Source organism: Pseudomonas quasicaspiana (assembly GCF_021147825.1).
Classification (GTDB): Bacteria; Pseudomonadota; Gammaproteobacteria; order Pseudomonadales; family Pseudomonadaceae; genus Aquipseudomonas; species Aquipseudomonas quasicaspiana.
Genome location: NZ_JAGTPI010000002.1, coordinates 1 through 23,262 on the forward strand (window position 1 = coordinate 1; position 23,262 = coordinate 23,262).

General features: G+C 58.5%; 19 protein-coding genes. 10 read left to right on the forward strand and 9 right to left on the reverse strand.

Going from position 1 to position 23,262, the window contains the following annotated elements:
- Positions 1 to 250: 250 nt before the first annotated feature.
- The 6 genes from KDX30_RS02025 to KDX30_RS02050 all read right to left on the reverse strand — a co-directional run bounded on the left by KDX30_RS02025 (position 251) and on the right by KDX30_RS02050 (position 7,285).
- A complete protein-coding gene (locus KDX30_RS02025) occupies positions 251 to 1,870 on the reverse strand; it encodes an EAL domain-containing protein (protein WP_231674831.1) in 1,620 nt (539 codons plus the stop codon).
- Between the two features lie 89 nt (positions 1,871 to 1,959).
- Entirely contained in the window at positions 1,960 to 2,736 is a 777-nt protein-coding gene (locus KDX30_RS02030) for an N-acetylmuramoyl-L-alanine amidase (RefSeq protein WP_027902786.1), read from the reverse strand.
- A 79-nt stretch (positions 2,737 to 2,815) separates the two neighbouring features.
- Complete coding sequence (locus KDX30_RS02035; protein ID WP_231674832.1) at positions 2,816 to 4,900, reverse strand: GGDEF domain-containing protein; 2,085 nt, start codon at positions 4,898 to 4,900, stop codon at positions 2,816 to 2,818.
- Entirely contained in the window at positions 4,897 to 5,769 is an 873-nt protein-coding gene (locus tag KDX30_RS02040; RefSeq protein WP_231674833.1) for an endonuclease/exonuclease/phosphatase family protein, read from the reverse strand. Before KDX30_RS02040 ends, KDX30_RS02035 begins: the two co-directional genes overlap by 4 nt.
- A gap of 12 nt (positions 5,770 to 5,781) precedes the next feature.
- Complete coding sequence (locus KDX30_RS02045) at positions 5,782 to 6,414, reverse strand: thiol:disulfide interchange protein DsbA/DsbL (protein ID WP_231674834.1); 633 nt, start codon at positions 6,412 to 6,414, stop codon at positions 5,782 to 5,784.
- Positions 6,415 to 6,667: 253 nt separating this feature from the next.
- A complete protein-coding gene (locus KDX30_RS02050) occupies positions 6,668 to 7,285 on the reverse strand; it encodes a c-type cytochrome (protein WP_027902790.1) in 618 nt (205 codons plus the stop codon).
- A 352-nt stretch (positions 7,286 to 7,637) separates the two neighbouring features.
- Here KDX30_RS02050 and yihA point away from each other — a divergent pair, with 352 nt between their 5' ends.
- A complete protein-coding gene (yihA, locus tag KDX30_RS02055; protein ID WP_027902791.1) occupies positions 7,638 to 8,273 on the forward strand; it encodes a ribosome biogenesis GTP-binding protein YihA/YsxC in 636 nt (211 codons plus the stop codon).
- Positions 8,274 to 8,880: 607 nt separating this feature from the next.
- Here yihA and polA read toward each other — a convergent pair.
- On the reverse strand, positions 8,881 to 11,643 hold the full coding sequence (gene polA / locus KDX30_RS02060) for a DNA polymerase I (RefSeq protein WP_231674835.1): 2,763 nt from the start codon (positions 11,641 to 11,643) through the stop codon (positions 8,881 to 8,883).
- Between the two features lie 74 nt (positions 11,644 to 11,717).
- Here polA and KDX30_RS02065 point away from each other — a divergent pair, with 74 nt between their 5' ends.
- A complete protein-coding gene (locus KDX30_RS02065; RefSeq protein WP_027902794.1) occupies positions 11,718 to 12,005 on the forward strand; it encodes a DUF2782 domain-containing protein in 288 nt (95 codons plus the stop codon).
- Positions 12,006 to 12,041: 36 nt separating this feature from the next.
- A complete protein-coding gene (locus KDX30_RS02070) occupies positions 12,042 to 12,992 on the forward strand; it encodes a homoserine kinase (RefSeq protein WP_231674836.1) in 951 nt (316 codons plus the stop codon).
- 588 nt (positions 12,993 to 13,580) lie between these two features.
- Here the strand turns inward: KDX30_RS02070 and KDX30_RS02075 are convergent.
- Positions 13,581 to 14,513, reverse strand: coding sequence for a zinc ABC transporter substrate-binding protein (locus KDX30_RS02075; RefSeq protein WP_406643669.1), 933 nt, complete (start codon positions 14,511 to 14,513; stop codon positions 13,581 to 13,583).
- A 67-nt stretch (positions 14,514 to 14,580) separates the two neighbouring features.
- On the opposite strand from KDX30_RS02075, the gene KDX30_RS02080 reads away from it, so the two are divergent.
- From KDX30_RS02080 to KDX30_RS02095, 4 genes are read left to right on the forward strand one after another with little or no spacing between them, the layout of a single operon-like run.
- The gene (locus KDX30_RS02080) at positions 14,581 to 15,063 is read left to right on the forward strand and encodes a Fur family transcriptional regulator (RefSeq protein WP_027902797.1); all 483 of its coding nucleotides are present in this window, start codon (positions 14,581 to 14,583) and stop codon (positions 15,061 to 15,063) included.
- Entirely contained in the window at positions 15,063 to 15,860 is a 798-nt protein-coding gene (gene znuC, locus KDX30_RS02085; RefSeq protein ID WP_027902798.1) for a zinc ABC transporter ATP-binding protein ZnuC, read from the forward strand. The genes KDX30_RS02080 and znuC overlap by 1 nt, the downstream gene beginning before the upstream one ends.
- The gene (gene znuB, locus KDX30_RS02090) at positions 15,853 to 16,641 is read left to right on the forward strand and encodes a zinc ABC transporter permease subunit ZnuB (RefSeq protein ID WP_231674838.1); all 789 of its coding nucleotides are present in this window, start codon (positions 15,853 to 15,855) and stop codon (positions 16,639 to 16,641) included. The genes znuC and znuB overlap by 8 nt, the downstream gene beginning before the upstream one ends.
- A 37-nt stretch (positions 16,642 to 16,678) precedes the next feature.
- The gene (locus KDX30_RS02095) at positions 16,679 to 17,395 is read left to right on the forward strand and encodes a PA5502 family lipoprotein (RefSeq protein ID WP_099270240.1); all 717 of its coding nucleotides are present in this window, start codon (positions 16,679 to 16,681) and stop codon (positions 17,393 to 17,395) included.
- Positions 17,396 to 17,624: 229 nt separating this feature from the next.
- Here the strand turns inward: KDX30_RS02095 and katE are convergent, their stop codons facing one another.
- Entirely contained in the window at positions 17,625 to 19,775 is a 2,151-nt protein-coding gene (gene katE / locus KDX30_RS02100) for a catalase HPII (RefSeq protein WP_231674839.1), read from the reverse strand.
- Between the two features lie 819 nt (positions 19,776 to 20,594).
- Here katE and KDX30_RS02105 point away from each other — a divergent pair.
- The 3 genes from KDX30_RS02105 to KDX30_RS02115 all read left to right on the forward strand — a co-directional run bounded on the left by KDX30_RS02105 (position 20,595) and on the right by KDX30_RS02115 (position 23,113).
- A complete protein-coding gene (locus KDX30_RS02105) occupies positions 20,595 to 21,602 on the forward strand; it encodes a methionine ABC transporter ATP-binding protein (RefSeq protein ID WP_027902802.1) in 1,008 nt (335 codons plus the stop codon).
- Positions 21,602 to 22,276, forward strand: a complete 675-nt coding sequence (locus KDX30_RS02110) for a methionine ABC transporter permease (protein ID WP_099270238.1) — start codon at positions 21,602 to 21,604, stop codon at positions 22,274 to 22,276. The genes KDX30_RS02105 and KDX30_RS02110 overlap by 1 nt, the downstream gene beginning before the upstream one ends.
- Positions 22,277 to 22,339: 63 nt before the next feature.
- Positions 22,340 to 23,113, forward strand: a complete 774-nt coding sequence (locus KDX30_RS02115; protein ID WP_231674840.1) for a MetQ/NlpA family ABC transporter substrate-binding protein — start codon at positions 22,340 to 22,342, stop codon at positions 23,111 to 23,113.
- The last annotated feature ends 149 nt before the right edge of the window (positions 23,114 to 23,262 follow it).

Here is a 23,262-nt window from a genome sequence, read left to right on the forward strand (position 1 = left end):
TTGCACAGGCATAGCGCTATGGAGGTAGGAGGCAACTTGTTGCCGAAAGGGTCTGACGCGTTTCTTCAGGCACACCGCCTCGCGAACAAGTTCGCTCCTACCGGGCATTGCACAGGCATAGCGCTTATGGGGGTAGGAGGCAACTTGTTGCCGAAAGGGTCTGACGCGTTTCTTCAGGCACACCGCCTCGCGAACAATCGCGCTCCTTGGTCGATCCTGCAGAGGCACCATCCGCCTTTGCACCACACCGTTACGCCACATCCTCAGCTCGCCGCCCTTGGCTGCGGCGGCCACCTGTGACCAGTTCACTGAATTTACGGGCGCTCAACGGTCTGGCGAATAACCACCCCTGACCGTATTTCACGCCTTCACTCATGAGCAGCCGGGCCTGGGCTTCGAACTCGATACCTTCGGCAATCACCCGCAATTGCAGGGCATGGGCCATACGGATGATATGAGGAGCCACGCCGCTGCTGGCGGCGTCGTGACCCAGGGCATCGATAAATGCTTTGTCGATTTTCAGGCAATCCACGGGCAGTGTTTGCAGATAAGCCAGGCTGCAATATCCCGTGCCGAAGTCATCAATCAACACTTGGTGTCCCTTGTCGCGCAACGCCTGCAAGTGATTGCGGGCGACCACCACGTCGATCAATCCCCGTTCGGTGACTTCAAAGGCAATCTGCCGGGCCGAGACTTTGTGCACGGCCAGTAATCTGGCCGTGACCCGGCCAATCCTCGGCGCCATCACATCGCACGCGGCGAGGTTCACCGAGATGTAGAGCTGCGGATTGGCTCGCAGCAGAGGCCCTAACTGCTCAAGCAACTGCTGCAACACGAAATCCGTAATCTGCCGAATCTGCCCCGTGTTTTCCGCCAACGGAATAAACAGGTCCGGACTGGTCAGCGTGCCGTCCGGCCTACGCCAGCGAACCAGCGCTTCGGCCCCCACGCATACACGCGAATGCAGATCAAAAATCGGCTGGAAGAGCACTTTCAATTCGCCGCGCCGCAACGCGCCCTGCAGCTCACCCCCTAACGACTGGCGCTGACGCACGAGTTGCAACACCAGCGCGCCTATAAACAATGCAATCAGCAGGCTCGCGGGGACCAGCAACCACCAGGCTCCCGCTACTTTTTGCTGGAGACCGGCGCGGGGCGCAATCATCACCAACTGGTACACGGGGCTCTCAGTGGGCATGCGATAGATCAACAGGGTATCGGTGATGATCAGCTTTTCAGCGCTGTTCGAGGACCAGCGGACGCTGAGCGGCCAGGGTTGATCAGGACCCAGGACAGTGACGGCTTTGACGCCATGATTCAGCACCACCAGCAGACTGCCGCCGGTGGGCAAATCCACCACATCGGTCAGATGCCCCCGGGAGGTCGACACCCTGAAGCCGCCCCGGCCCAGCACCAACGCTGCGAGGTTGTCGTCGGGTTGAGCTGAGGTATTGAGCCAGTAATCGTAGGTGGGGCCGCGAATATCCGGCTTGCGAGGCAGGCCAGGCTGACTGTCCCGCGATCCGCTGGAACACGCTCTGGCATCGCCCACAAACGCAGCTTCATAGATGAATCGATAGCTGGAGGTAACCTGACGCAATCGGTCGATCATGTCCGGATTACAGCGTCGCAGAGGCTGGGCCTCCAGTTGATCAAGACCGGCGCGCAGTTGGCCAAACAGCTGCTCCAGGCGCACCAGAAAGCGCCCGCCCTGAGCATTCATCTGTTCGCTTTCGTTCTGTCGTGCCTGATGCAAAGCCAATGCAAAGCTGCCCGCCAACAACACGGCAGCACTCATCAAGGCGGCGAGCAAAGCCATCAGCCAAGGACGATACAGGGTCGTGCGAAAGGGTGTTGCCGCATCGCGCATCAGTTGATACCCGGAGGAATACCCCTAGGTATAGCAACAAACGCGAAAATAGCCCGCTGGATTGGAGCTGCGGCAACGAATTGGCGAAATCAGCGCTGGCGGTTGAGCACTTTCAGGATAGCGGCGCTCTGCACATCTGGCTGTCCGTCGAAACGCGCGGGTCGGTAATGCATCTGAAAAGCGGCCAGAACATCCCGCGTGGCAACATCCAGTTCACCCGTCTGCGGTACGGTGTAGCCAACGCGAGCAAGCTGCTGCTGAAACCAGGCGATGTCCGGCACGCTATCGAGCATAAGTGCCTGCTGTTCGGCCACCAGACGCTCGTCCGGCCAGACACCCAGCCCAGCCTCGGCCAGTCGTTTCCAAGGAAACAGCGGCCCCGGATCCAGCTTGCGCGCCGGCGCGATATCGCTATGACCGATGATGTGCCGCGGGTCGATATGGTTACGCTTGACGATGTCTTTGAGCAGCACGATCAGCGCCTGAATCTGCCCTTCCGTATACGGATACCAAAGTCTGCCCGTCGGTGTATCGCGGTAACCAGGATTGACGATTTCGATACCAATCGATGCAGAGTTGAGCCAGGTGCGCCCATCCCACTCACTTTCACCGGCGTGCCAGGCCCGGGCGCTCTCGTCGACGAGCTTGTAGATGGTCGGCGGCGTATCACCAATCAGGTAGTGCGCACTGACCTCGCCGTGAGTGAGCAACTCAAGGGAACGCTCAAGCGTCGCAGAGGTGTAATGCACCACGACAAACTGCACGCGGTTATCGTAGTTCACCGACGGATGACTGGTGTCGAGTCGCGGTCCGCTGGTGCAGGCCGTCAACGTAATGAGCAGCAGGGCAGATAAAAACAGCTTCATGAAAACCTGATCATAGAGACAAGAAAGTGGGGAGCATAGCGCACTGCTGTGGAATCGCTTACTGCTGTCGAGTCATCGATCAACCTTGCTCAACTCTGTTGCGGCCGTTTTCCTTGGCGCGGTACAAGGCCTGATCAGCGCGCTTGAGCGCTACATCACTGCGCTCGCCGGGGCGTAACGCTGTCACGCCCGTGGACACGGTGATGGTGACCGGTTCGCTCTTGAAGTGAAACGGGCACTCCTCAACCGCCGTCCGCAGTTTCTCGAGTAAAGCCAGGCCTGCTGTCACCTGAGTCGCAGGCAAGAGGATCACAAACTCCTCACCGCCGAAGCGCGCAATGAAATCCGTCGGGCGTAGCTGCTTCTTCACAACCTTTGCAACAATCTTGAGAACCCGGTCGCCGGCCAGATGCCCGTAGCCATCGTTAATACGCTTGAAGTGATCCAGATCCAGAATACACACCAACAGGTTGGTCTTGTTCTTCTGCCAGACGGCCATTTCATGCCCAAGGCGTTCTTCCCAGGCGGCCCGATTGGGCAAGCCGGTCAATGGATCGATCAGTGCCTTTTGCCGCTGCTCTTCAAGATTGGCCCTGAAACCCAACGCCTCTTGCTCCATGGTCGCCACCCGGCTCGCCAGACCTTGGAGGCGCGCCGCAACGTCCTGCTCACGCTCGTCGCGGGTCTTCTGATGTTGATCCATGGTGCCCAGAAGACCTTCCAGGCGGTTCTCCAGTACCTTTTTCAGGCTCGGCAAATCGGCGGCGTCCTGGACGCTGCTTTGCAAGCCGTCCACTTGCAGACGCAGCTCATTGTTCAACTCACGCGAGGCGGTCTGCTGGCCCACGTAGTCTTCGCTGGCGGCCTGAAGATTGCTCTGGAATGACTCGAGCCTTTCATTGAGCTGCTTTAGATAAATCTCGAACTCATGCTGACCACTGTCCGTGATCGCCAGCATCAAAACGGCAAGATCATCGAGAATGGGCAGCAATTCGTACCAGTTAAGGCCATGTTCGAGGCGCAAGCGCATCGCCTCGGCTTGAGGCCGATGGTGCTCCGGCAGGGTCAGATCGTTGAGCAGGCCCAACAGGGTGTGTTCGATATGCGCAGCCACGGAGCTGTAGCTAGGCTCGGGAGAGCTGGGCAGCGCGTAGGTTGATTCTTCTTCGCCAGACTCTGCTTCTTGCGGCAACTCATCGAATTCGCCGACAGCGCTGACCGGCTCTGACACGTATTCGTAGGGCACAACCGGGATTGGGGCGAGCAAATCCTCAATCGGGATGGATTCAGTGACTGACGCAGCCAGTGGAACAGCGATAGGCTCGACAATGACGTCGGCTTCATGGCCAGGAGCCGGGATCGCGGGCTCGGGCACTTCGAGCACGGGCTCGACGTTCGGCGTCTGCACGTCTGGCGGCGGGGCTGCTGGTTCTGGCGGCAGTTGCGGAGTTTTCGGAGGAGCAGAGACCGCTGCAGCAGGCGCAACAACAGCTGGCGACGTAGCTGGATCGACTGGTTTGGGCGGTTCGTCAGGCTCGTCCCACTCATCGACCTCGGTTGAATCAGTCGTACGCTCAGGCATGACTTCCGGAACAGTGGCTGCGGTATCACTGGCGTCCTTAGCCGGAGCATCCCCCGTTTCATGCCCACCAAACAGACGCTGCAGCAACCCCGGCCGGTGCGGCTCTTCAGGTCGTTCAATCACCGTCAGCGCCTGGCCCTGCAGGCCGCTTAGCTCGCCGAGCAACAGTGGTAGCTCCCGCGCTTGCGAGGCGCGCTCCTCAAGGTCTTTGGCGAAACGCTTGAGTGGCTTGCGTACGTCCTTGGGCAATTGCAGGGACTGTAACTGCGTGACCAGCGACACCAAGGCGCTACTGACCTGTGCAGCGCGCTCTTCGCGGCGCTGCTCGGAATCCAGTACCGCCTTTTCCAGCCTTGGAATCAACGCTGCAAGGCCCGCGTCCATGTCGTCCTTACGGACGATTTCGCGCATTTCCTTCATGCATTGGTCGACAGCCCGGTCCGACCCTTCGGCCGCCAGACTACTGCGCACCAGACCACGGCGCAGCAAGTCGAGACGGGCATTCCAGCGTTTTTCGAGCTTGTCTTGCTGTTCGACGCCTTTGAGGTATTTCTCTCGCCAGCGTTCGGCTTCGTCGCTCATTCAGGAGATCCGCGATGACTGATAACGGGCAGCGAGTCGCCACCCAATGAAGCAGGCAGGCGGATCTCCACTGCAACGGGCAAATGATCAGAGATTGGCTGAGCCAATACCTGAACCCGTTCCAGAGTGAGTGTAGGACTGAGCAGAATATGATCAAGGCAGCGTTGCGGTCGCCAACTGGGAAAAGTCGCTTCAATTTGCGGAGCAAGGAGACCCAGGTCACGTAATGGAGATTTTTCCAGCAGGTCGAGGGCGTGGGTGTTCATGTCACCCATCAGTACCTGATGACGGTAACCACCGATCAATTCACGGATATAGGCCAATTGCCGGGTACGGGTGCGTGCGCCAAGTGCCAGGTGCATCATCACCACGACCAGCGCATCCTCACCTTCGCCAAAACGAACCAGAATCGCGCCGCGCCCGGCAGGCCCGGGCAGCGGGTGATCCTCGATCGCCCACGGTCGCAGGCGGCTAAGCACGCCATTGCTGTGCTGACCCAGACGACCCAGGTTGCGATTGAGTTGCTGATACCAGTAAGGAAAGGCACCGAGCTGAGCAAGGTGCTCGACCTGATTGACGTAGCCGGAGCGCAAACTGCCGCCATCGGCTTCCTGCAAGGCAACCAGATCGAAGTCACCCAGCAAGTCACCTATCTTCTTCAGGTTACTGGCCCGCCCCACGTGCGGCAGCAAATGCTGCCAGCTGCGCGTGACGTAATGACCATAGCGGCCGGTGCTGATCCCGACCTGGATGTTGAAGCTAAGCAAGCGGAGCCGACCGTCCGCCGGCAGACCACTTGCCTGTAGATGATCCTCGTTGACCTGCGGATCATGCAGGCCAACGCTTCTTACTGCTTTCTTGCGCAGCATGGCAGGCGCTGCTTACTTGGCCGCTCGCTCTTTTTCGATGAGCTGATCAGCCACTTGCAGGGTTTGCTCCGGACCACCGGCAGAACCCAGGTCGAAACGGTATTTGCCGTTGACGATCATGGTCGGTACGCCCGTGATTTCATACTTCTTGGCCAGTTCCTTGTACTGGGCGATCTTGCCCTTTACAGCGAACGAGTCGAAGGTCTTCAGGAACTCTGCCTTGTCGATGCCTTGAGTAGCAACGAATTCGGCCATGTCGTTCTTGTCGGTCAGACGCTTGCCGCCTTTCTGGATCGCATCGAATACTGCGGCGTGAACCTTGTGCTCTACGCCCATGGTGTCCAGGGTGATGAACAGTTGGCCGTGGGCGTCCCAAGGGCCGCCGAACATGGCAGGAATACGGACAAAGTGAACGTCAGCAGGCAGCTTCTCGACCCATGGGTTGATGGTCGGCTCAAATGCGTAGCAGTGCGGGCAGCCGTACCAGAACATTTCTACAACTTCGATCTTGCCTGGCTCGGAAACAGGAACAGCGCTGCTCAGCACGGTGTACTGCTTACCGGCTTCGATAGGCTCGGCAGCGTGTGCCGTGATACCGAAAATACTGGCGGCAACCAGTGCGGCGCTGAGAATCAGATTACGCATGCTTTACTCCTGAGGCTGATTTGAGGGCCTTGCAACGACCGGGCTTCGACCGGCTGACAAGACACGAGTTCGCTAGTGTAACGCTGGCAACACCAAAAAAGGGTAGCCGAAGCTACCCTTTTTTTGAGTTGGAATGCGTTGGAGCGAGGCTTGCACGCGAAGAACTGTAACGCGGTGTATCTGCCCTGCGCGGTGATTGGTTCCTGGGCAAGCCGGATCGCCACCCGCACGCTCCAACAAGATCACCGCATGATCAATGCAGCCCCTGAATGTACTGCGAAAGCGCCTCGATATCCTTGTTACTCAACTTGGCGGCTATTGAGCGCATGACCATAGTGTCGCCGTCATTGGTGCGGTCACCTTCGCGGAAGGCCACGAGCTGCTTCTTGATGTAATCAGCGTGTTGACCGCCCAGATGCGGAAACCCCGCTGGCGCGTTGCCCACGCCATTGGGCGAATGGCACCCGGTACAAGCCGGCATGCCCTCGCTCAGTTTGCCGCCACGGAACAGTGCTTCACCGCGAGCGACCAGGTTCTCGTCAGCGGCACCCACGCTGCCTTTCTGACTGGCGTAGAACGCGGCGATATCGTTGAGGTCCTGCTCGTTGAGACTGGTCAGCAAGCCGGTCATTTCCAGCACGACGCGCTTGCCGTCCTTGATTTCATGCAGTTGCTTAAGCGTATATCGCTGGCCCTGGCCCGCCAGTTTGGGGAAGTTTGGCACCAGACTATTACCATCGGGGCCGTGACAAGCGCTGCAAACGGCGGTTTTGGCCTGCCCAGCAGCCGCGTCGCCGACTACCGTGTCAGCCGCCTGACTCGTGCCGCAGATGCCCAGAGCCAGCAGCAGACTCACGAAAATTTTGTTCATCAGGTAATCCAGATCGGCTAAAGGTGAATAGTTTTATAGAGGTGGACTCGCTCATCCAGACGGACGAAGGTTCGCGAATCCCCGCTATTGCGGTCTCTGCACAATCCACGCAACGGCATCACTTTGAACTCCTGAACACAGGCGACTCCAAAGCCTTCATACTCAGCAACCCTTTCAGGTTAAAAGCGGACTGCGTTCTAATGCGCTTATAGTTCTCGCTTGGCTGATGTAGCTTCCCGGGACCGGGACAAAGCACACACAAAATCTGCGGTAATTATATACTGGCCCCACTGAAACGGAAACGACACCTCTTGCCGCACCCCTTGCAGGCACCGCTCTCACCGGAAATCACATGCAACTCAAGAATCCCATCCTCGGCTTGTGCCAACAGGCAACCTTCATGCTCAGCGCAGCCAAAGTCGACCAGTGCCCGGACGACGACGGCTTTGAAGTGGCGTTCGCAGGACGCTCCAACGCAGGCAAGTCGAGCGCGCTGAATACCCTGACGCACGCCAGCCTGGCCCGTACATCGAAGACGCCAGGTCGTACGCAACTGCTGAACTTCTTCAAGCTGGACGATGAGCGACGCCTGGTCGACCTGCCGGGTTATGGCTACGCCAAGGTACCTATCCCGCTGAAACTGCACTGGCAGCGCCACCTTGAAGCGTATCTGGGCAGCCGCGAAAGCCTGAAAGGTCTGATTCTGATGATGGACATCCGTCACCCGATGACCGACTTCGACCTCCTGATGCTGGACTGGTCCATCGCCAGCCACATGCCGATGCACATTCTGCTGACCAAGGCTGACAAGCTGACTTACGGCGCAGCCAAGAACACACTGCTCAAGGTTCAGTCAGAAATCCGCAAGGGTTGGGGCGACGCCGTCAGCATCCAGCTGTTCTCTGCACCAAAGCGCATGGGCCTGGAAGAAGCCTATACCGTACTTGCAGGCTGGATGGAGCTGGAAGACAAGGCACCCGCCGAGTAAATCGCAGGCAAAAAAAACCCCGGACTTCATGTGGGGGAGGGGAAGTTCGGGGTTCAAGTTCCAGACTTCCATGGAGGGAAGCCGGATATCTGCCAACACTTAACACAACTAGGAGCATGACTGGCTTCTCAGCCAATCGAGTTCTCTGACCGGCGTTTCGAGGCGTAAGTTCCTGGCCTTCGGAAATTCTCCGAACGATCAGTCAGGCACACCGCGTTACCGTTCTTCGCAGGCAAGCCCAGCTCCAACAAATAGCGTGATCCTTGTAGGAGCGCGCTTGCCCGCGAATCAGACGCCTCGGTCCGTCAGGCACACCGCGTTACCGTTCTTCGCGGGCAAGCCCAGCTCCCACAGACAGCGTAATCCCTGTGGGAGCGAGGCTTGCCCGCGAATCAGACACCTCGGTCCGTCAGGCACACCGCGTATCGTTCATCGCAGGCAAGCCCAGCTCCACAGACAGCGTGATATCTGTGGGAGCGAGGCTTGCCCGCGATGCAGACGCCTCGGCCCTTCAGACACACCGCGTTACCGTTCTTCGTCGGAATGCCGCCCAGACCAAGCTCGGCTCCAACAGGAGATCGCGTGCTTGCCCCGGCCCACCGCCTGGTCAGTGCGCCTCATCCCAGTTATTGCCCACACCGACCTCGACCAGCAACGGAACATCCAGCTGAGCCGCGCCGCTCATGTGCGGGCGGATTTGCTCGCTGATCTGCTCGACGAGGTCTTCGCGAACCTCCAGTACCAGTTCATCGTGAACCTGCAGGATGACTCTGGCGTCAAGCTTCGACGTCTCCAGCCAGCCGTTTACCGCCACCATAGCCTTCTTGATGATGTCTGCCGCCGTGCCCTGCATCGGCGCGTTGATTGCCATGCGCTCTGCGCCTTTGCGCAAGGCCTGGTTCTTGGCGTTGATGTCCGGCAAATACAGACGACGGCCGAAGATGGTCTCTACGAAGCCCTGTTCAGCGGCCTGCGTGCGAGTGCGCTCCATGTAATCCAGCACGCCCGGGTAACGGGCGAAATAGCGATCCACATAGGCCTGAGACTGCTTGCGATCAACACCGATCTGCTTGGCCAGACCAAAAGCGCTCATGCCGTAGATAAGGCCGAAGTTAATCGCCTTGGCACTGCGGCGCATGTCGGTGGTGACTGCCTCAAGCTCAACGCCGAACACTTCTGCCGCCGTTGCCCGGTGAACGTCCAGGTCATTACGAAACGCGTGTAGCAAACCTTCATCCTTAGCCAGGTGAGCCATGATGCGCAGCTCGATCTGCGAGTAGTCCGCCGCCAGCAGTTTGTAGCCCTTGGGTGCGACAAACGCCTGACGAATGCGGCGTCCTTCGGCGGTCCGGATCGGGATGTTCTGAAGGTTTGGATCACTGGAAGACAAGCGCCCGGTCACCGCCACCGCCTGATGGTAGGAGGTGTGAATGCGACCGGTGCGCGGGTTGATCTGCTCTGGCAAGCGGTCGGTGTAAGTGCTCTTGAGCTTGCTCATCGAGCGGTACTTCATCAACACCGTTGGCAGCGGAAAACCTTGTTCGGCCAATTCAGCGAGCACTGCTTCGGCAGTCGAGGCCTGGCCTTTGGCAGTCTTGCTCAGAACCGGCATGCCGAGTTTTTCATACAGGATCACGCCCAACTGCTTCGGCGATCCCAGATTGAATTCCTCCCCTGCAATCTCGAACGCCTCGCGCTCAAGGGCAACCATCTTGTCGCCCAGCTCAACGCTCTGAATGCCCAGCAGCTTGGCATCCACCAGCGCACCCTGGCGTTCGATACTCGCCAAAACGGGCACCAGAGGCATTTCAATTTCGTTGAGCACCGGGGCCAGGCTTGGGATCGTAGCGAGCTTCGCCTGAAGCGCTTCGTGCAAGCGCAGCGTTATGTCAGCTTCCTGAGCTGCGTATTGCGCAGCCAGCTCCAGAGAAATCTGGTCGAACGTCAGTTGCTTCACGCCCTTGCCAGCAATGTCCTGAATATTCCCGGCGGCATGCCCCAGGTATTTCAGCGCGAGGCTTTCGCGGTCATGACGGGTTGCGGTGGAATCCAGCACGTAGGATTCGAGCATGGTGTCGTACAGCAGCCCCTGAACTTCAATGCCCTGACTCTGATCGCCATCAATGGCGCAGTTAGCGAGGATATTGATATCGAACTTGGCGTGCTGACCGACTTTGATTTTGCTCGGGTCTTCCAGCAGCGGTTTGAGCTGCTTGAGTACGTGATCACGATCCAGTTGCTGCGGCACGCCCATGTAGGAGTGGGTCAGCGGGATGTAAGCGGCTTCGTGCGTCTGCACGGCAAACGACAAGCCCACCAGTTGCGCACGCTGGGCGTCCAGGCCGTTGCTCTGGGTCACAAACGCCACCAGCTTGGCGCCGTTGAGCTTTTTCAGCCAAACGTCGAGCTGGCTCTGCTCAAGGATGGTTTCGTAGCGGGACTCTGCCGGGGCAGGAGCTTCTTCGATGGCGATTTCCAGACCAACACGCTTGGCATCACGGTGCAGGTCTTCGATCCAGCTTTTGAATTCCAGCTCGGCGTAAAGCTCAAGCAGCGCTTCACGATCAGGCTCGGTGCAGTGCAGTTGATCCAGCTCGATATCCAGCTGGACGTCGATCTTGATGGTCGCCAGCTCGTAAGACAGGAACGCCATGGCACGATGTTCTTCGAGCTTGGCAGCCAGGGTTTTCGCGCCACGGATCGGCAGCGTTGCGACCATTTCGAGGTTTTCGTAAAGCTCTTTCAGGCCGCCGCCCACACCGACCAACAGGCCTACGGCGGTCTTTTCGCCAACGCCCGGCACGCCTGGAATGTTATCGACCTTGTCGCCCATCAGCGCCAGGTAATCGATGATGTGCTCAGGGCCGACGCCGAATTTCTCTTTCACGCCCGCCACGTCCTGGACGCTGCCGGTCATGGTGTTGACCAGCGTGATGTGCCCGTCGACCAACTGCGCCATGTCCTTGTCGCCGGTGGAAATGATTACCGGTCGGTCCGCTGCGGCGCTGCTGCGCGCCAGTGTGCCGATTACGTCGTCAGCTTCGACGCCGTCAACGCACAGCAACGGGTAGCCCAAACCTTTCACACAGGCGTGCAGCAGATCGATCTGCACGCGCAAATCGTCCGGCATGCTTGGCCGGTTGGCTTTGTACTCGGCGTACAGGTCGTCTCGGAACGTACCGCCTTTGGCGTCGAACACCACCGCGAACGGGCTGTCCGGGTATTGCCGACGCAGGCTTTTGAGCATATTCAGCACGCCCTTCACGGCACCCGTGGGCAAACCCTTGGACGTGGCGAGCGGCGGCAGCGCATGAAAAGCGCGGTACAGATAAGAAGAACCGTCCACCAGGACGAGGGGAGCTTGGCTCATGAGCAGAATCAACCTTTTCGGCGGGGTCGGCGCTAGAATGCGAGGACCATTGACGACAAAGGGACAAGGTTATCATGCGCACAACAAATCGCCTGTTGCTGGCCGGCCTGTTTACACTCTGCCCGCTGATTGCTGTTGCTGCTGATGAGGCACCGTCAGGAGACCCGGACGTTACAATCCGCACCGAAGGTGACAGAACGATTCAGGAGTATCGCCAGAACGGCTTCCTGTATGCGATCAAGATCACCCCGAAAGGCGGTAAACCTTACTTTCTGGTGCGCGCCGATGGTACAGACGCCAATTTCATTCGTTCAGACCAACCGGATATGCTGATTCCATCGTGGAAAATATTCGAGTGGTAAGGTCGCACATTCACCTTTTTTGCTGGCAGCCCTGATATGTCCGTATTTACCCCCCTGGCTCGGCCCGAGCTGGAAACATTTCTCGCCCCTTACGGGCTAGGCCATTTACGTGACTTTCAAGGCATTGCCGCCGGAAGCGAAAACACCAACTACTTCATTAGCCTGGAGCAGGGCGAGTTCGTGCTGACCCTCGTGGAGCGCGGTCCGGTTCAGGAAATGCCGTTCTTCATCGAGTTACTGGACACGCTCCACGAGGCTGATTTGCCGGTGCCGTATGCCCTGCGTACTACGGAAGGCGCGGCACTGCGTGAGCTGGCAGGCAAACCGGCGCTGCTGCAACCACGCCTGCCCGGCAAGCACATCAGCGCGCCGAACACGCAGCATTGTGTGCAAATCGGCGAGTTGCTGGGTCATCTGCACCTGGCGACACGCGACAAGGTTCTGGAGCGCAAGACTGATCGCGGTCTGGACTGGATGCTGACCGAAGGCGCGACACTGATTTCTCACCTGGAGGAAGCTCCCGGCGTATTGCTCAAAGCCGCGCTGGAAGAAATCGAACGTTTGAAGCCGAAGATCATGGCGTTGCCCAAGGCCAATCTGCATGCGGACCTGTTCCGCGACAACGCGCTGTTCGAAGGCACGCACCTGACCGGGTTGATCGACTTCTACAACGCCTGCTCCGGGCCGATGCTTTATGACCTGGCTATCGCCTTGAATGACTGGTGTTCGGACGAAGAGGGCAAGATCGACGCACCACGCGGGCGGGCCTTGCTGGGTGCCTACGCCGGGTTGCGGCCGTTCACAGCGGCTGAAGCCGAATTGTGGCCGACCCTGCTGCGCGTTGGCTGCGTGCGTTTCTGGCTGTCACGCTTGATTGCAGCGGAATCCAATGCAGGGCAAGACGTGCTGATCCATGATCCGATAGAATTCCAGAAGCGTCTGGAACAACGGCAGGAAACGCATTTGCCGCTGCCGTTTGCGTTGTAGGACTGGACTGGCAGCGCTCCGTTTTAGACGTGAGAGCGGTATTTATTCCTAAGCCCTCCTGACTAAAAGCCGGTCTTACGGCATGGCATAGAACCTGTGGGAGCTGGGCTTGCCCGCGAATCAGACACCGCAGTCATAACTGTCAGAACGAGGCTAGCCTTATCGCGGGCAAGCCTCGCTCCCACAAAAAGAAGTTAATAGCCGGAGCAGCGGTATTTCCGCCTAATAGAGATATAGCGAATGCCCGGACGTCCTCCCGGCTAAAGCCGGTCCTACGGGATGGCATAGAACCTGTGGGAGCTGGGCTTGCCCGCGATTCAGGCACCGCGGTTGTACCTGTCAGAACGAGGCTAGCCTTATCGCGGGCAAGCCTCGCTCCCACAGAAAGAAGTTAATAGCCGGAGCAGCGGTATTTCTGCCTAATAGAGATATAGCGAATGCCAGGACGTCCTCCCGGCTAAAGCCGGTCCTACGGGATGGCATAGAACCTGTGGGAGCTGGGCTTGCCCGCGATTCAGGCACCGCAGTTCTAAATATCAGAACGAGGTTCGCCTTATCGCGGGCAAGCCTCGCTCCCACAATGAAAAATTAAAGCGACTCCAGGCACCCCACCAGATCATCCCCCAGCTTGTTCAGCAGCAGCTCATACCCGGTCGCGTTTGCGGGGGTATCACCGCCCAATGCATCCAGCTCAGCCAGTTTTGCGGGCAATCCGGCCGTCAGGGTCTCGGCAAGGCGTGGGCGCAACGGCGGTTCGCTGAACACACAGGTCTTGCCTACTTCGGTCAAACGCGCACGCATGGCAGCGACATGCTGAGCCCCCGGCTGAACCTCGGCGGCAACGCTGAACACGCCCGCGTGCTTGAGGCCATAAGCGTCTTCGAAGTAATCGAAAGCCTCATGGAAAACGAAGTACGGTTTGCCGGCGATTCCAGCTACACGGCCTTTGATTCGTGCATCCAGCGCGTCCAGACGCGCATTGAAAGCCTTCGCGTTACTGGCATACCGCGCAGCATTGGCTGGATCGACAGCGCTCAAGTCAGTGGCCATTTTTGCCGCGATCACCCGGGCATTGACCGAAGACAGCCACAAATGGGCGTCGAGACTTCCGGGACGATGGTCATGATCATGCTCGTCGTGGCCGTGCTCATCGCCTTCCTCATGGGACGCACTGTCAGCGCCGAAGTGGCGCAACTTCAAGCCCGGCAGGGATTGCACCGCAACGACCGGCAAAGTCCGGTTTTTCAGAACACGAGGCAGGAAGCCTTCCATGTCCGGACCGATCCAGTAGAGCAGATCCGATTGCTGCACGCGCCGTACGTCGGATGGCCGCAGCGCATAGTGATGTGGCGACGCCCCAGGCGGCAAAAGCACCTCTGGCTTACCAACACCGTCCTGCACAGCCGCCGCGATCAACTGCAATGGCTTGATGCTGGTGAGGACGCGGACATCGGCCTGAACCGGGGAAATTGTCAGCAAACTTGCGGTTAAAGCGACAAATAGAGCAAAAAGACGGTACACGTGGGCCACTCATAGAAGGCTAGAACGGGTAACATAATAACGTCTCTAGCAAATATCGTCTCCGCTCATGCCTATTACACCGCTGGCCAGTCGCCCTCACGACCACTCCCATTGCGTGCATACCGCGCTTTCCGAAGCCGATACGCTGTGCGCCCAGAAAGGCCTGCGCCTGACTGCCCTGCGCCGTCGCGTGCTGGAACTCGTCTGGCAGAGCCACAAGCCATTGGGCGCGTACGACATTCTCGCCGTGCTCAGCGAAGAAGACGGCCGCCGTGCTGCGCCGCCTACCGTTTACCGGGCGCTGGATTTCCTGCTGGAAAACGGCCTCGTGCATCGCATCGCTTCGCTGAACGCCTTCACCGGCTGCAACCACCCGACTCACGTGCATCAAGGCCAGTTTCTGATTTGCCGTGAATGTAACGCCGCCATTGAGCTGCAAAGCCCGGCCATCAGCGATTCCGTGATCACTGCGGCCGCTGGCGTCGGCTTCGCGGTCGAAGGCCAGACCGTGGAAATCGTCGGGGTGTGTTCCGGCTGCAAGGCCGCCTGATGAGCAATGCGTTGATCAAGCTTGAGCACGTTGGCGTCGCCCTTTCCGGGCAGAATGTGCTGGAAAACATCCATCTGAGCGTCAAGCCTGGGGAAATCGTCACCCTGATAGGCCCTAATGGCGCGGGCAAGACGACGCTGGTGCGTGCCGTGCTGGGTTTGCTCAAGCCGGACACCGGCAGTGTCTGGCGCAAACCCAAGCTGCGCGTCGGCTATATGCCGCAGAAGCTACACGTTGACCCGACGCTACCGTTGTCAGTGCTGCGCTTTCTGCGTCTGGTCCCTGGCGTGGACCGCGCAGCCGCACTGGCTGCGCTGGTTGAAGTCGGCGCGGAGAAGGTCATCGACAGCCCTCTGCAAGGTATTTCCGGCGGTGAGATGCAGCGCGTCCTGCTGGCTCGCGCCCTTTTGCGCGAACCGGAATTGCTGGTGCTGGATGAACCCGTGCAAGGCGTAGACGTTGCCGGGCAGGCCGAGCTGTACAGCCTGATCACCCGCCTGCGTGACCGCCATGGCTGCGGAGTGCTAATGGTTTCCCACGATCTGCATCTGGTGATGAGCACCACGGATCAAGTGGTCTGCCTGAACCGCCACGTCTGCTGTTCCGGGCATCCGGAGCAAGTCAGTCACGACCCGGCGTTCGTCGAGCTGTTCGGCAAGAACGCGCAAAGCCTGGCGATTTATCACCACCATCACGACCACGCCCATGATTTACATGGGGAAGTCGTCGAGGGCGCCGCCGATTCGGTCGGCCACATCCATACACATGTTCACGGAGACAGCTGCAAGCATGGCTGATTTTCTTCTCTACGCCTTGCTTGCTGGCCTGGCTCTGGCACTTGTCGCAGGACCGCTGGGTTCGTTCGTGGTCTGGCGACGCATGGCCTATTTTGGCGATACGCTTTCTCACGCTGCATTATTGGGCGTCGCGCTGGGTTTCTTGCTGGATGTAAGCCCGACGCTGGCAGTGACCGTCGGCTGCCTGCTGCTGGCGATCCTGCTGGTGACCTTGCAGCAACGTCAGCCGCTGGCCTCGGACACCCTGCTGGGGATTCTTGCGCCCAGCACGTTGTCTCTCGGGCTAGTGGTGCTCAGCTTCATGCACGACGTGCGGATTGACCTGATGGCGTATCTGTTTGGCGATTTGCTGGCGATCAGCCCCAATGATCTGATCTGGATCCTTGGCGGATCACTGGCAGTGCTGGTATTACTGATAGCACTTTGGCGCCCACTGCTGGCAGTTACCGTGCACGAAGAGCTGGCGAAGGTCGAAGGCCTGCCCGTTGCCGGTTTGCGCATGGCGCTGATGTTGTTGATCGCGGTGGTGATCGCTGTGGCGATGAAAATCGTCGGCGTTCTGCTGATTACATCGCTGCTGATCATTCCGGCTGCTGCGGCACAGCGTCACGCCCGTTCGCCGGAACAGATGGCGCTCGGTGCAAGCGTGCTGGGCATAGTGGCCGTGTGTCTGGGGCTGTCGATGTCCTGGTTCAAGGACACCCCGGCAGGGCCTTCAATTGTGGTTTCAGCAGCGGCATTGTTCCTGCTGAGTTTTGTCCTACCCAAACGAGCGGTGTAGACTTGCTCGTTTTTTGCGCAATTAGAGAATCGCAGGAATGAAGCCGTTTGCATCCCGTTATCTGTTGCTTGCCGCATTTTCCGTCCTGTTGGCAGCCTGTCAAAGCGCGCCAACAGTCGAAGCGCCCGTGCCTGCAACTGAGGCAGACGGCTTCGCACAGCTCGAGCAAAGTATTACCAGCAATGAACTGGCCACTGCCGAAGATCAGTTGGCCAAACTGCAAGCTGCAGCGCCAACGGACATTCGTCTGGAGCCGTTCCAGCGTCGTCTGGCCGAAGCGTATTTGAGCCGCAGCCAGATTGGCTTGCAGAAGGGTGACGTCAACGCTGCCGCCACGGCCTTGAGCCGCGCAAGGGCCTTGATGCCTAAGGCACCCGCACTGACCAGTGGCGTCAACGGCGCCATCGCCCACGCTCGTAAAGCCGAGCTGGATCAGGCTGAAGCAGAGTTGAAAGCGGCTGAAGCCAAGCGCGTTGCCAAATTGATTGATCCGTCGGCAGAAAGCACGACTATCAAGCTCAAGATCGGCGATATGGCGCAATTACGTCGCCAGCTGGATGCGATCGCCGCCGATACCGTTGCCTTTAACTGCATCGTCCTGCTGCAAGTGCCGCGCACAGACGATTACCCATGGCTGGCCACATTGCTGACCAAACGGGTGAACAAGATCAATCCGGATTTTGAACTGGAACTGCGCCGCAAGATTGAGCGCAATGAGACGGCGACAGTCGTTCTGAAGCCAGCACAGCAATAAGCCTCCGGATGCAATCCCGGTAGGAGTGAACTTGTTCACGAGAGGTTCTATCTGACACACCGCATAGCGGCAGGATCGGCCGGCCGGCGCTCCGTTTCAGCCGGGAGGACTGCACTTCAAGCGCAGCAGATGTAGCGCCTGAACCAAAGCCCTCCCGGCTAAAGCCGGTCCTACGGAAATTCGTTTCCACACGATAGTAAAAAGGCGCCATCCATGGCGCCTTTTCGTATCAAGCAGGAATCGCTTTAGCCTTCGGTTCACGATCCCAGACGCGGTGCTGGGCGATCGCAGTAAAGAAAGGCTTGAACGACTTGCTGTCAGACACTTCCAGCAGCCCCGCATCCTTGTCCAGATGCAGCAGATCGATGATCTGTTTAGCCTCACCACTCACGGAAATCGCCTTGAGGTGTTTGTAAGCCTCGAGCACGTAGTGCAGTGCGACACCGTCGCCACTCAGCGCGGTCACCGAAGCAGCACCACCTGGAATGAACACTGCGTCGAACGCTACTGAAGGCAAGCCTTCCATGGAGGCATCAACCGGCAGGCTCGCACCGCTGGCGGTTTTCACCGGCGCAGAAGTCGGGCCAAGCACCTTGGCGTGAGCACCTTCAGCTTCCAGCGCCGCTTTCATGGCCGCGACAGCTTTGTCGTCCACACCGTTGGCAACCAGAATCGCCACTTTGCGCGACACGATATCGCCGGATAGCAGGTTCATCTGGCTAAGCAGAGGGGACTCTGCAAGCGATTGCTTCTTCGACGGCACGGTTGGAGCCGTTGGCGCAGGCAGACCGAGGTTCGCAGCGACACGAGCGGCCAATTCCAGATCAATGTTGGCAAGAATCTCGTTCACCTGACGGGCACGAATGTGTTCGCGCTCAACCTTGCCCAACTCGAAGCTGTACGCCGCGATGATGTGCTCTTTCTCGGCATGGCTCATGCTGTTGAAAAACAGCGTGGCTTGCGAGAAGTGATCGGAGAACGATTCGCTACGCTGACGAACCTTGTGTGCCTCGATACGCTCTGGATAGGTCTCAAAGCCGCCATCTACCGGGCCAGCCGGAGTTTCTTTCGGCCAGCCGCCATCAATCGAGTTCGGCTCGTAAGAAGCGCGGCCCTTGTCGATGGTTGTGCGGTGCTGAGCGTCGCGCTGGCCGTTATGGTTCGGCGCAATAGGGCGGTTGATCGGGATTTCGTGGAAGTTCGGTCCGCCAAGACGGCTGATCTGGGTGTCTGTGTAGGAAAACAGACGACCTTGCAGCAGCGGGTCATTGGAGAAGTCGATACCCGGCACGACGTGACCAGGGCAGAACGCGACCTGCTCGGTTTCGGCGAAGTAGTTGTCCGGGTTGCGGTTGAGCACCATTTTGCCCAGCGGCGTCACGGGTACCAGTTCTTCCGGGATGATTTTGGTCGGGTCCAGAATATCGAAGTCGAACTTGTGCTCGTCTTCTTCTGCAACGATTTGCACGCCCAGTTCCCACTCAGGGTAATCACCGGTTTCGATGGATTCCCACAGATCGCGGCGATGGAAGTCGGTGTCTTTACCGGCCAGCTTCTGCGCTTCGTCCCACACCAGCGAGCAAACGCCGAATTTAGGCTTCCAGTGGAATTTTACGAAGGACGATTTGCCTTCGGTATTGATCATGCGGAACGTGTGCACGCCAAAACCCTGCATGGTGCGCAGGCTTTTCGGGATCGCCCGGTCGGACATGGTCCACAGCACCATGTGCGCGGACTCAGGCACCAGCGAGACGAAATCCCAGAAGGTGTCGTGAGCGGAACCACCGGTAGGGATTTCGTTATGCGGCTCAGGTTTGACCGCGTGAACGAAGTCCGGGAACTTGATGGCGTCCTGAATGAAGAACACCGGCATGTTGTTGCCAACCAAGTCGTAGTTGCCTTCATCGGTATAGAACTTCACCGAGAAGCCACGCACGTCACGCACGGTATCGCCGGAACCACGCGGGCCTTGCACGGTGGAAAAGCGCACAAACACAGGAGTTTGCTTGGCCGGATCACGCAGGAAGCCCGCTTTGCTCAGCGCGGCGTGATCTTCGTAAGCCTGAAAGTAGCCATGCGCGCCGGTGCCGCGGGCGTGGACGATACGCTCAGGGATACGCTCATGGTCAAAATGCGTGATTTTTTCACGCATGATGAAATCTTCTAGCAGCGACGGACCACGATCGCCGGCCTTCAGGGTGTTCTGGTTGTCGGAGACCTTCACACCATGGTTGGTGCGCAGCGCCTGCTGGGTCGCGTCAGAGCGGAACTGCTCCAGACTTTCCAGCTTGGCGTTGGTGTTGCTGCGGTCCGGGGTATCGGTTCCTGCGAGTTCGCTTTTTGACGGGTCTGGCGTGTTCGTTGGTTTCTTCGTAGCCATTGGAAAAAAACTCCTCAATTACAGGCTGCCCTGTAGCCAGAACTGGCATCGGGCTTATAAACAGAAATCCCCGAAATCGAGTCTGGGGAAATCACGGCACTAAGAAAGTGACTGAGGAGATAAACAGGCGTTCCGTGTTTTTTTTGAAGATCGGGCGGGTGGTGCTCACAATGGAGCGGTTTCCTGCTTGCCCGCGATATGACTGGAGCGATATGCCTGATATTTGCGTAGCCTTATCGCGAGCAAGCTCTGCTCCTCTCAGACAAACTACAACTATTTGATTCGGAATACTTCCATCTGTAGGAGCGCGCTTGGTCTGGGCCGCATCCGGACGATTACGTCAGCAGAGACGATACATTCATCGACTGACAGACCGAATCGTCCGGATGCGGCCCAGACCAAGCGCGCTCCTACACAGACTGTGTGAAAACCCTCAGACAAAAACAAACTGCGCGCGCTCACGTGAAATCTTTAAAAGTTTGTGTGGGTTACAGACCTCAAACTCACGTAGGAGCGCGGTTTTTTGAGCGTTTTTTAGCCAGCTAATTGGCTCGTGAGGTTTTCACACAGCCTGTACAGGTCTCCACTTGCTTCGCGACAGCGTGATGTCAGGGACACCGGGGCTCTCCCACATGAAATCCAGATCATTGCCACCCATCGCCTTATTCCATTTACACAGGTCTGTTATGAAATAAATGCTAAATCGATTCCGGCGGACAGGCTAAAATGCGCGCCCGGCCTATCCAGCCGATGCCAATCAGCCGGTGTGCGTCCTGCCGCTGCGCTGAATTTTTACCGCGCCCCCACAAGGTTCGCTAAGTGATCGAGTTCCATAACGTCCATAAAACCTATCGGGTGGCAGGCAAGGAAATTCCGGCCCTGCACCCTACCAGCCTGCGCGTCGAAGACGGTCAGGTGTTCGGCCTGATCGGCCACTCAGGGGCTGGCAAAAGCACCCTGCTGCGCCTGATCAACCGCCTGGAAACCCCGAGCGGCGGACAGATCATCGTCGACGCCGAAGACGTCACCGCCCTTGATGCCAATGGCTTGCGGCGTTTCCGCCAGCAGGTCGGGATGATCTTCCAGCACTTCAATCTGCTGTCCTCCAAAACCGTGGCCGACAACGTCGCCATGCCGTTGACCCTGGCCGGTGATATGTCCCGCGCCGAGATCGATCAGCGCGTGGCAGAACTGTTGGCACGGGTTGGCCTGTCCGACCACGCGAAGAAATACCCTTCGCAATTGTCCGGAGGGCAGAAGCAGCGTGTCGGCATCGCCCGCGCTCTGGCGACCAAGCCGAAAATCCTGCTCTGTGATGAAGCGACCAGCGCGCTGGACCCGCAAACCACCGCATCGGTCCTGCAACTGCTGGCCGAGATCAACCGCGAGCTGAAGCTGACCATCGTCCTGATCACCCACGAGATGGACGTGATCCGTCGCGTATGCGACCACGTCGCGGTCATGGACGCTGGCGTGATCGTCGAGCAGGGCAAGGTCGCCGATGTGTTTCTGCACCCGCAGCATCCGACCACCAAGCGCTTTGTTCAGGAACACGAGCAGATCGATGAAAACGAACAGCGCGATGACTTCGCCCACGTCGAAGGCCGCATCGTGCGTCTGACCTTCCAGGGTGAGGCGACCTACGCGCCACTGCTCGGTACTGTCGCGAGAGAAACCGGTGTGGATTACAGCATCCTGGCCGGGCGCATCGATCGCATCAAGGACACGCCTTACGGGCAGCTGACGCTGGCCATCACCGGCGGTGACATAGACGCCGCCTTCGCTCGCTTCACCGCCGCGGATGTTCATATGGAGGTGCTGCGCTGATGGACGCTCTACTGACTTTATTCCCCAATGTCGATTGGGCCGAGATCTGGATCGCTACCCTCGACACCCTGAACATGCTCGTTGTGTCTCTGGGCTTTACCGTGCTGCTCGGTTTGCCACTGGGTGTGATCCTGTTCCTCACGTCGCCACGCCAGTTGCTCGAAAACAAAGGCCTGTACTCAGTGCTGGCGGTAATCGTCAACTTGCTGCGGGCTTTGCCGTTTATCATCCTGCTGATCGTGATGATGCCCGTGACCGAGATCATCACCGGCACCACGCTGGGCATCCTCGGCACGTTGCCACCGCTGATCGCGGGCGCCACGCCGTTCTTTGCACGTCTGGTGGAAACCGCGCTGCGTGAAGTGGATCGCGGCATCATCGAAGCGACTCAGGCAATGGGCGCCACCACGCGGCAGATCATCGTCAAGGCGCTGTTGCCTGAAGCTCGCCCCGGCATCCTGGCCGCTGTTACCGTTACGGCGATTGCGCTGGTGTCGTTCACCGCCATGGCGGGTGCCGTCGGCGCGGGCGGGCTGGGCGATCTGGCGATTCGTTACGGTTACCAGCGTTTCCAGAACGATGTGATGTTTGTGACGGTCGTATTGCTGCTGGTGCTGGTGCAAATCCTGCAAACCATTGGCGACAAACTGGTCGCGCACTTTTCCCACCGCTAGTTTTTGGCCGATACCCGTCGGCAATAGCCCGCCAGATTGGCGGGCTCTCAAAGGAGTTGATGTATGAAGAAGCTGTTGGCCGTATTTGCTGCTGTTGCTGCGTTGTCTGCACACGCTGATGAAACCCTGACCGTTGCGGCCAGTGCCGTACCGCATGCCGAGATTCTCGAATTCGTGAAGCCGACCCTGGCCAAAGAAGGCGTGGACCTGCAAATCAAGGTCTTCAATGACTACGTGCAGCCTAACGTGCAAGTCGAGCAGAAGCGCATGGACGCCAACTTCTTCCAGCATCAGCCATACCTGGATGAGTTCAACAAAGGTAAAGGTACTGATCTGGTCAGCGTGGCCAAGGTTCACGTAGAGCCGTTTGGTGCCTACTCGGACAAGTACAAAACTCTGGCCGAGCTGCCGGACGGCGCCATGGTTGCGCTGCCTAATGACGCCACCAACGAAGGCCGCGCTTTCCTGTTGCTGGCCAAAGCCGGCTTGATCACCCTGAAAGACCCAACCAGCATCCTCGCCAAACCGAGTGACGTGCTGCAGAACCCGAAAAACCTTAAGTTCCGCGAGCTGGAAGCGGCTACGCTGCCACGCGTGCTGACTCAGGTAGACCTGGCGCTGATCAACACCAACTACGCGCTGACTGCCAAGCTTGATCCAACCAAGGACGCGCTGATCATCGAAGGTGCCGAGTCGCCTTACGCCAACATTCTCGTGACGACTCAGGCCAACAAGGATGCGGACGCCATCAAGAAGCTGGTTGCTGCCCTGCAAAGCCCGGAAGTGAAAGCGTTCATCGCCGAGAAGTACAAAGGCGCAGTGGTTCCGGCGTTTTAAGCTGAATCACCGCACTTTCACGCTGCAAACATATGTGGGAGCAGAGCTTGCTCGCGATAAGGCTGGACTCGGCTCACTTTAGATCGCGTCCAGCCTTATCGCGAGCAAGCTCTGCTCCCACATAGGATTGCGCGGTGTCAGTAAACTCC